This is a genomic window from Parashewanella curva, assembly GCF_003675895.1.
GTDB lineage: Bacteria > Pseudomonadota > Gammaproteobacteria > Enterobacterales > Shewanellaceae > Parashewanella > Parashewanella curva.
Genome location: NZ_ML014770.1, coordinates 59,553 through 69,764 on the forward strand (window position 1 = coordinate 59,553; position 10,212 = coordinate 69,764).

Annotated in this window: 9 protein-coding genes; 7 read left to right on the plus strand and 2 right to left on the minus strand. The window is 34.7% G+C overall.

The annotated features are described in order from the left end of the window. Positions 1–583: 583 nt before the first annotated feature. The 7 genes from D5018_RS08805 (at position 584) to D5018_RS08825 (ending at position 7,857) form a co-directional block, all read left to right on the plus strand. Positions 584–4,759: a hypothetical protein gene (locus tag D5018_RS08805; RefSeq protein ID WP_121838640.1), complete on the plus strand. Its 4,176-nt coding sequence runs from the start codon at positions 584–586 to the stop codon at positions 4,757–4,759. 140 nt (positions 4,760–4,899) lie between these two features. Beyond that, a complete protein-coding gene (locus tag D5018_RS22100; protein ID WP_243637410.1) occupies positions 4,900–5,121 on the plus strand; it encodes a tRNA 5-methoxyuridine(34)/uridine 5-oxyacetic acid(34) synthase CmoB in 222 nt (73 codons plus the stop codon). Beyond that, the gene (locus tag D5018_RS22105) at positions 5,021–5,248 is read left to right on the plus strand and encodes a methyltransferase domain-containing protein (RefSeq protein ID WP_243637409.1); all 228 of its coding nucleotides are present in this window, start codon (positions 5,021–5,023) and stop codon (positions 5,246–5,248) included. Before D5018_RS22100 ends, D5018_RS22105 begins: the two co-directional genes overlap by 101 nt. 33 nt (positions 5,249–5,281) lie before the next feature. Beyond that, on the plus strand, positions 5,282–5,419 hold the full coding sequence (locus tag D5018_RS22110; protein WP_243637408.1) for a hypothetical protein: 138 nt from the start codon (positions 5,282–5,284) through the stop codon (positions 5,417–5,419). Positions 5,420–5,965: 546 nt separating this feature from the next. Further along, positions 5,966–6,352 (plus strand): hypothetical protein, encoded by a 387-nt coding sequence (locus D5018_RS21550; RefSeq protein ID WP_133309263.1) that lies wholly within the window; start codon positions 5,966–5,968, stop codon positions 6,350–6,352. Between the two features lie 4 nt (positions 6,353–6,356). Next, positions 6,357–6,899, plus strand: a complete 543-nt coding sequence (locus D5018_RS08820; RefSeq protein WP_165905027.1) for an HNH endonuclease — start codon at positions 6,357–6,359, stop codon at positions 6,897–6,899. 94 nt (positions 6,900–6,993) lie between these two features. Beyond that, positions 6,994–7,857, plus strand: a complete 864-nt coding sequence (locus D5018_RS08825) for an RING finger protein (RefSeq protein WP_121838643.1) — start codon at positions 6,994–6,996, stop codon at positions 7,855–7,857. A gap of 21 nt (positions 7,858–7,878) precedes the next feature. On the opposite strand, the gene D5018_RS08830 is transcribed toward D5018_RS08825, so the two are convergent. Further along, on the minus strand, positions 7,879–8,697 hold the full coding sequence (locus tag D5018_RS08830) for a hypothetical protein (protein WP_121838644.1): 819 nt from the start codon (positions 8,695–8,697) through the stop codon (positions 7,879–7,881). A gap of 366 nt (positions 8,698–9,063) precedes the next feature. Further along, positions 9,064–10,011, minus strand: a complete 948-nt coding sequence (locus tag D5018_RS08835) for a hypothetical protein (RefSeq protein WP_121838645.1) — start codon at positions 10,009–10,011, stop codon at positions 9,064–9,066. Positions 10,012–10,212: the final 201 nt, after the last annotated feature.

Consider the following 10,212-nt stretch of genomic DNA (forward strand, 5'->3'; position numbering starts at 1 on the left):
ATGCCGCTTCAAAATGGCATTTCATAAATTAGCCGTTGCAATTACTTGGTTAAATTTTGGTTTCATATAAGCTTTTAGGTGCTCAGGCTATTATTTTAAGAACATTTAGCCTCTATAACTTCGGAATAAGGTGTTGAACTGATTCATATTAAACATCAGATACATAGAAAAATGAGTACCCTATTTAGTGATGTTATAGTGCTGATGTTCATGTTTCTGATTAAAAAACATTAATTTGATTTTCTTGTGTTAAATTTTTAAATTTGTGCTTAGTGAACTAGTTGCTGATGTGTCTGAATCTGTAAAGGTTTTTATCCAGCGGTAAATGTAGAGAAAAGATATAAAAATCAAAGTCTGTGATATCGGAATCTATAATTAACAATAAATAATTTTTTTAACATTAATCTATATTGTTTTAATATTAATCTATATTGTTTTGTGAATGTATCTACTTATATACTTATATAGATAACTAGTAAACTAATCGATAAATAATCCAATGGAAACTCTTCTCCCTTCTCCCTAATTTATCAATTTCATTCATTAGGATAACAAAGAAACTATACTCAATGAGAAACTTAAAGTGACAACGGTTAAATCTGAATTACATCATAAAGTATATCTACAGCCCAACCAAGAACAGGGGAGAATGGAAAAGTTAACGCTTACAAGTAGAAGTGAAAAAAAGCGAGAAGGAAAATGTTATGATGTTAGCCACAAAAAAGCTGATACAAAAATAGTTGTACATCAAGCGAAGAAACCTATATCTAACCCAAAAAAATTAGTAATGGCTATTGGTTCTACTCATGACTATGCTCGTGATGAACAGGGCCTTAAACAAATTCTTTTTAATAAAAAGTTAGAGTCTGTAATAAAAGTTATAACTGAATTAAATCCAAGTTCTAGAGGGCTTAATGGTGTGTGTTTTCGAATTGTTTTGAGGAAACTAGAACTACTAAAACTGACTGGTGAAGAAAGTGCTTCTACCAGAAACTGGAAAGTTGATTTAGCTAAAAAGAAAATAGGCTGCCACTATTTGAATTTACTTAGCAAAGAAATAGATTATTACAATGAAATGTGTGATGTTGATTTATTAGGCGTTAATGCTGAACATTTTAATACTGCTTTTTATTATCTTTTTTTAGTATCTGATGAAAAGAATTATGGCTCATTATTTAAAAAGGCACAAGAGATTTACTGCAGGTTTATTCGTTTGAATTATCAATATTTAAGTTTTTTATTGTATTTCCCAAGAACCAGAGGGGGCGAGTTTAACTATAAATCATTAAGGGCGGTTATGAGTAGATTTCAGCCTTTTTACAAATATTTATATCGAGACGGACTAGATTTGCCAGGGTTTCAAAATATACATAGATTAGTTGAGTGTTATGACAATAATACATTATTTAAAGCTTCAGTTCAGACTGGAAAAATAATTGTGTTTTTACAGGATAAAGATTGGGTTTCATTTGAGCAACATTGCTTGAAACCAGAAGCAACGACTTGTGAAAAAAAATTATTAGTACAGGAAATCACAATGCTGATAATAAATCACTCTAGAATTTTCAATTTGAGTAATGTTATTAATCTGGATTCTCACATAGCTGTATTAGAGCAATTGTTTCTTTTGTACAGGCAAGTGCCTGAAACGGTAAAGTCATCAGAAATGTTGACAAAAAAAATGCAACTTGCAATATCAAATGAAGTGATAACTTGTATTTTATTATTACTCTTATTCCCTTGTGACACTTCACAAGAAATATTGATGGACAGCATATCGAAATTGGACGATGACCAATTTCTTATGAATGCTGAAGCTAAAATGGTTATTGCAAAATTTTTGTCAAATCAAGTCGGTGAACTCGAAATATGTACAAACCTTTACCTGTCTATTTCTCAGTTTTATCAAGCGATAAATCAATCTGAGTTTGAAAAAGCAATTAAATTGGCGACAGATTCAATCAGATTAAACTGTAGACACAAGGAGGGAGTGTGTTACCATTTTTTTGCTAAGCATATTGCTGATATAAAAGATTTTGTATGTGATAGAATATTCAAAAAAATAGATGATTGTTTTCGAGCTAGACTACCGTGTTTTAGTGAGGGTAAACCCGATTTAATAAAAGCGATGCAGCCTTATAAATATCTAATTCTAGCGGTTGATAGCTTTGCTTCTATTTACTTTGTAGATGGTGCTGATAGATGGTTGTGGATAAAATCTGTGACATTGAGTTTTTATTTTATAAATGCTCTTGATTCACTTTCGCCTGTAAATGAGCAAGTGTTATGTTTGCACATGGGGATACTTTTTAATTACTGCGAAACAATAATTGACTTTGATATTATTGATATTGTTTTATCTTTGTTGATCCGATTTTTTTCTTCAGTGGAATTAAGTTATAAAGACGAAAATAAAATTGAGATTAAACAAATTGTTATTTTTACAAATAAGTTGTTAAAGTTTGAACGCTGTCGAAAGATAAGTTGCCTTATCACAAAAGAAAGAAAGTTGAAATCATTACTTGATGGTTTTTGCAGAAAGCATCATATAGAAATAGATAGACTCGTTGATGTTCCTTTTATAGAACCTGATGAGATTAAGGATCTTAAGCGTGCTGCGCTTGAACATCACTTCTCAACAACTGGAGCCGTTCATAAAAAAAGTATAGAAATTAAGCTTAAGAAAGCATCAAGTTATTTAGATAGTTCGAATTATTTGTTGGCAAGCGAAGAGTTTGAGTTTTTACTTAAGCATATAGGTGAAATCCAATGGAATCATGGGGAAGAAACTGCTCAAAGTTTTCATATTTTGTTTATGAGGTTTATGAATGAAAGAGTATTGCCACTAAAAATGAGTTTGAAACATTCCTCATTTAATAAAAAAAAGAAAACCTATGTGATTGGTGATGCTGAAAAACTCAAGAAAGAGGTACAAGTATATAGCGCTTGTGTTAGGTTAATACCTGATAGCTATGATCCTAGTTTGAAAGATCTTCAGGCCCAATGGAATGTTGCTTTATGTAAATTATGGCATGACTCATTTGTAAAACTGGCAGAGGATCCATTATTGATAGAACAGATAAGGGATGTCAGCCGATTTTATCAATTAAAGCCAGTTTTATGTTTTGAACCAACAAAAGATAAATTTTATATCTGGATTGATAAATTAACGTCAAAAATAATGAATGATGAGGCTAGTGTAGATGTACAGGATTTATTTCATATAAATTGCTGGTGTGTGAAAATTGAAAATCAGTTTTCAAAAAAAACTGACAGAATGAGTCGTCGTCATCAATTGCTCATAAGCTTTATTGAAGCATACAACCACTTATCTTTGGGGCATTTAAGTATTGAATTAAGTTCTATTAAAGTTCTTAAATCAGATGAAATAGAAAACGCTTTATCTGATGATGAAGATTCTTTTACATCAGCTGATGAAGACTTTTGGTTTGATGCTCCTTCTGCTATGCCGACAAGCATCGAAGTTACACTGCATTCTACAGTTGAGGAGAATATCTCATATAATAACCAGTTAGACAAAAGCGAACAAGCAGTTGAAGACATTCATATCGAGAACACTTCCACAATACAAGCTTCCCCCAGTATTGCTACAGAGATAGAGTGTGAAACTGATATTTCAGATAGCACCTCTTTGGTTGGTGCGAGCGCTGCAATGACATCTACACATGATGGTATTTCAACGTCTTGTTCTCCTATTAACACAGTAGAAATAATATCACCTAATTTTGATGCGAGTATTGAAAGTGATCAACAAGCATCAACAGTTTCGACTGAAACTAATAAGTTAACAAGTGAAACAATGCTTTTTGAGCCAAGTCTTACAGAATCAGACATTAAATTCGATTTTAACGATACTGAAGAGTGGCCCGATTTAATTGCTAAGGGCTCTGGTTTGGCGCCTAAAGATAGGATGCCTAAACCGAAAACTAATGAATTTCATGCTTCGGGTAAGCTTGTATCACTCGAAACAATTAAGCAACAAACTCCTTCGACTAAACGCCTTCCTTTTCCTGGCTCCGATGTTTCACAAGCCAAGGGTGAAGTCGCTTTAATAACCAATCAACCGCTAGCTTTGAGAGAGTTTCAGTCAACCCCAGTAATCTTGCCAACACAAGCTCCGCCTTTGATTACTCAACAAGTTCAGTACTACTTTACGGTGCTCCCTCAACATTTGCCTTTAGCATTACCAAGCAATGGAGCTTCCCATATTATTACTGCGCCTTATTTTCAGTCAGTACGCCAATGGGCTGCACCAATGATTGTACCGAATAGTCCTTCTATATACGTTACCAGTGGTTATGGGTATGAGCAATTTGAAGAAGAGTCGTTAACAAGCTTGTCTTCTCTTGCGGAAGAGAAATTATCTAGACTGAAAGAGCTATTGGGAATCTTTATTACCCCTGAATTTATGATTACGAATATGAGATTACTTGTTCATGACATTTCTTGTTTAATTTCTAATATTTGTGACGATATTCATCGTCTTGCTATGCCATCTGCAAAAGAAACGCTAGCTAAGCGAGAGTTTAAAATTATACCTGCTCAAGAAATTTATATGATGATTTTAAGGCTCTTTAGGGGGATGGATGATGCGATTATTTTTTATCTTGAGGAAGTTGCATCGCTACACATACGTTCAAGTCAATTTATACAATGTCATATATTAATATATTTAAAAATTCAGTTTAAATTTTGTGCAGATAAAGGTGGTAGACAATTTGCATTGCAATTGCGGTAGTTTCTATTTGAGAGGTGAGGCTTTCATTCTTGGCTGCATTTACAAGAGCGTCTCAGTCATCTGCCGCACAGGCAGTTTAGAAATTTATTGTCCCTTGTTATTATGGTCTTATGATTAAAAAATCAAATAAGATGTAAGCTATGACGCTAAACTACTACAACCAAAACGCTCAAGCGTTTTATGATAGCTCAATTAACGTGAATATTAAGCCTTTGTATGATCGATTCTTACCTCACATTCCTAAAGGCGGTTTAATCATTGATGCTGGCTGTGGCTCAGGCCGAGATAGCGAAAGCTCATACTCAACTTGCAGTTTTTCATTCGACATTTTTAAGCTTCGAAGTACAGAAGCAAAGCTATGATGCAATCTGGGCGTGTGCGTCACTGCTGCATGTTCCTCAGGTAGAATTGAATAAAACGTTTCATCATCTTGCACAGTTTTTAAATGTCGGTGGTGTGTTTTATTGTTCGTTTAAGCTGGGTAATTAAGAAGTAGAAAGTGGTGGCAGACGGTTTACTAATGTGAATGGAGATTCTCTACCTAGCTATTTAGTTGATACTCAATTACATATTAAAGAGCTGTGGTTGAGTGCTGATCTTCGCCCTAGTAGAGAAGATGAACAATGGCTCAATGCGCTTCTTGTCAAAGTTGCTATTTGAACCTAAAAACATCAGTTGAACTCTCAATAAGTTAACATCTATCTGAGTTAGGGATAATTTCAACTTTTTTATCATTCACCGAATGAATGAAACGCTCTATGCTCACAAGCTTGCTAAAATGCCCGAAAGTAGCGTTGTAACTTTTTCAAGTAGAGCAACTACTTGCTGCAAGCTACGCCTTGCTAGCAATCATTTTTTCTAAGCTTGAGAACGTAGCCAATTGATGTTTTTAGGTTGAAAAATTATTGTTCCAAATTAGCTCTTGAGTAAAACTGGTTTTAAAATGCTCTGGATCAGGTAACCGCAGTTAAAGTAGTTGTTGTAATGTCACTTAATTTTTACGTTGATAAATTTCAAAGCATAAACCCTGATCGTTCATCGGGGCATGCTAAACCTCACAAGCTTTGTATGCTTTTTGCTGTCATGGCTTTGATAGCGCAAGGGTACATAAACGAAAATAAAATTTATTTCGACGAAACTTTACTCAATCGGTTCAGCTGGCACTTTAATCGATTCAAGCAGTCTGGCGACAAAGAAAACCCTCATTTGCCATTTTATCATTTGCGTTCTTCAGGCTTCTGGCACCTTAAAGTTAAGCCTGAGAATAGCACTGAATTCGAAAGATTAACTTCAATCAGTAATGCTAGGGTTAGGAACCTTGTTGATTTTGCTTATTTGGATGATGAACTTTTTGATTATTTGCAAAGCTCTACTACTGCGCCGATTTTAAGACATGCTTTAACAGCCAATTTAGATACGCTGGAGCAACAATACGCTCGCTGGGCTATAAAACTAGGGAAGTCAGAAAAAACAGTTAAAAATTATTTAGGAGCACTGAAAAGTTCTATTCCATCTTGGCTTAATGGGTCAGGCTCTGATTCTGGTTATGTTTATCAAAGTTTGCTTTCAGTCAGTAATTATTTTGGAATTTGAACAATTGATTTCGAACATAGATAAAGCTGAAGAATTCAGAGTAAAAAACCGTAAGGGCAACGGTATGTACTCTGCTGCTCTCAACAGCTATAAAGCCTTTTTGCTTGATATCACTCAAGCTGAAGTGCAACAAGACATTGATTTGATTATTCGTGATAATGAAATGAGTGAGACTCAAAAGTCCTTAATGGTGAATACGAGAATAGGGCAAGGGCGTTTTAGGGAGGATCTCATTCAATACTGGGATGGCTGTGCTGTAACTGGTTATCAAAATAATGATTTTTTAATCGCGTCCCATATAAAGCCTTGGTCAAAATCGGATAATGCTGAACGCCATGATCCTTTTAACGGTTTATTACTATTAGCTAACATCGACAAAGCATTTGACCTTGGTTATATCAGCTTTGAAAGTACGGGTAAAATTCTCATTTCGGAACAACTTGATGAATATCAAGCGTTGGGAATAAATGACCATATGAAGGTAGCGCTATCCAAACAACATAAAGATTATTTGGCTTTTCACAGAGAATGTCAGTTTAAGAATTAGCGCTAAGATAGGCTCAGATTAACATCTCTTAATTAGTTAACTGGATAAAAAACATAGATAATACATTGAATATCAATAAGATCATCGTAATGTTATGGCTTCACTATCTCCATCACCTCTTTTAGATTTTGAAACTGCATATAGATTTCGTTTTGAGGAAGAGTACGCAAAATCTCACCCTGATATGTATCAATTTGCATTGAGTGAATTCAACAAATACGAGGTGAACACATTTGAAAATCAAGACATTGATAATTTCACCAAACTCATTGAACACACAATGATGGACTTTTTTGGTGAGTCACACTTTGTAGCAACAGCAGTTAAAGTTTTTATTCCTGAACCAGTGGATAGAAGTGTTGTAGAGTATAGGTTTCAAAGTGTTTTGCGCGATAAATACGACTCAAAAAAACATCAGTGTCTTGTACCTATGATACTGGGTACAGTTTTCCGTACATATACTGCATTTATAGTTAAAGGAAGTGTAAAACAAATAGCGTTCTGCCTAGAGAGCTTCAATGATAAGGTAATTAAACAGTTTACTTTTATGAACCGATTAGCGATGAGAGGTAAAGCTGAAAAAACGCATATTAAGCAACTCAGGTTTTTTATGAAGACGTCAGTAGAGTTTATGGCAAAACTTCATCAACGGGCACAGTTAGCAGAGTCGCTTATTAAGCATATTCAATCCATACCCAACCCAGTCGAATTCACTTTTAACAAAGAGTTGACTTGCCCAGTTAGCCATGAACCTCTGACAGAAAATGAAATTATACAAATTAAAGAAGAACCGGTATGGAGGGAAGTTTCAAGAACAGCAATGATTGATTGGCTTAAGCAAGGTAGAACAACAAGTCCGTTATCAAGAAGACCGCTGAGTCAAGGAGCATTTAGAGTGTATCAACGTTTTCAGGTGAATGGTCAGTCACTAGAAGTTAACAGTGTTACCTCTGATTAAACGAATCCTTTTTTCTAAAAGTCAGCTTGTGCTTTGTGTTGTTAGGGTAATGCCCCATGCTACATCAAGTTGCGGGTGTTTTTTCCATGATGATAAATATTCCACTAATTTTTGGTATTGAGGTGAAGGTTCTACTTTTTTTGGGCTTTCAGACATTTCTCTCAAATCTTGCCAGTTGAATTTTTGAAATGGTGCTATGTCAGTGCCACCTCCTAGAATAATAAAAAGCTCTAAGCCCGTTACATAATTTTGAACTCCAGTATTTGGTTGAACCATGGCTAGATTCATGCCGAGGTTAAAATATGTGCTTGGGATTTGATCATTTTCTGCGATAGCTAATAGTTCTATTTTCTTTTCTACATTGTGACTGGCTAAATAATGGGATAATGCAAAGCCTGCAGAGCATAAATTATTTCCAGTTTCTGCGACATCGATAATAAGCCAATGTTTAGCAGTTTTTATCAAATCTTCTAAATAAGTATCGAAATGTTGATACAGAATTTCACATTGCTGGCTAGTTGGCAATATAGGGGCTTTGATAGGATAAAGCCCGTAACCATCATGTGGGCAAAGTCTAAATTCAGAAAGTGGAATTTGTGCTGTATCAGATGAAATATTTTTTGCTTCTAACCATGCGAACAATATGTGTGGATGATAACCAAAACCAATGTAGCAATATTGACTTGGAGGGAATTTAGAAATAATTTCTTGTCCCAGTTGTTCGCACTCTGCAATGGTCTTGTCATCAGGGTATTCGAATGTGGTGTTTCCTATTTTGAAGGTTTTGGGTGGTTCAGGTATAGGGGGAGTTGCTACGTTTGTAAAATCAGAAGAAATCATTATTGATCGCCAACTTAAAAGTTTACTTCTCAATTCGTAATCTTATCTCTTAGAGCTTACATTACCCTGACTCAAGCAAGTGATTGAGTTATTCAAAAATGATTTGTCCAAAATTGTATAAGCCGTAAATAGAGAACTGTCAGATGTAGTAGATGTCTACCCCGATTAACTTACCATGTATGATATTTCCTTTATTTTGATTAATCTTAAGGTGTTATCACCTTTAAATCCGTTTGAATTTAAAACAGCAGGGTGTAATGCGAATGAGAGGATAGCATTGGATTACATTTGGGTTTCTAAAATTTTAATTTTTCACTGCTCTAGTTGAAGTCTTTTTGATGAAATGAACCGTATTTGGCACGGTAGTTAGCTTTGTTTGACGGAGAGATTATCAAGCCACGCTTTGATTTTCATTAGTGTCGCTTCGAAGTATCCAATTTCTGGATAAGGATTAACTTTTCCGGAGATACTGCCTTCAATATTTTTTAAGCATGTATGCAGAGCTATGAATTGTTCAGAATCTGGGAGTATCTGTTTTTGACTAATTTTATCTACCAAGCTTTTCAATTTATGAAATTCATCAAACTCACTTGGAATATAAGTGAATTCAGAGCTTAAACTGACATCAAGTGCGAACAACTCTTTACCTCCCAAATTAGAACACGTATATGTGTAAGTAGGTAAAAACCTGTGCAAAGCTCGTTGTTCTTGCGTAGTGAATACAAGTGAGTTGGGTTGGTTTACCGATTGCTGAGAAGGTTTCAATCCATCTAGAGTTCTTTGTGTTTGAAATATACTGACATGGCCATTCTGAAAGGTGCTGTTAGATTTAACATCTAAAAAAAGCTGATTTGCTCTAGAGTGATCTATGTGAGCAAGCCAAAGAATACAATCACTGATTTCTTTGTAGGTAATGTTATAGCGCTTAGGGTTGTGAATTGTTTGCCTAACTAAAAGTTCAACTTGTTCGAGTAATTCTCCACCTTTGAGTAGGTGTAACCGCTCTCTTTGTGTGGCTGAATCCTCAGGTATATATGTATTTGTTGGATTCCTTTTACTTTCAGTTTCTAATAATTTAGATGCTGTTAGAAATGTCTCAACTTTACATGGAAACAAACCTTGAGTTTGAGCCTCGCTAATGTGGTAAACAATTTCAGAATCGCTTTTCCACGCCTGATTTAAAGTTCGATACCTTGAAGTAATGTAAGGGTTGTATGTAGTTTTTTTATCCCTTAATTCCTTATCAGAATCACAAAGAAATGGGATGACTGGAAGTTTGCGTTCAACAGTACAGATAACATTATTAGTAGCCATATTTACACGTAAAACCAAGGGATTCAAAATACTTATATTAAGTCTAGGTTTTAACAATTAGATTAGCTAACAAGCTTAAGCATCCCCTCATATAAACCAGTCATATCAACGGTTTTAAGGTAAAATGCTCAAAATAGCCTAAACATGTTCAATGACAGCACCATGATAAATCAAGATTTAATTCATAATCACATAGATGAA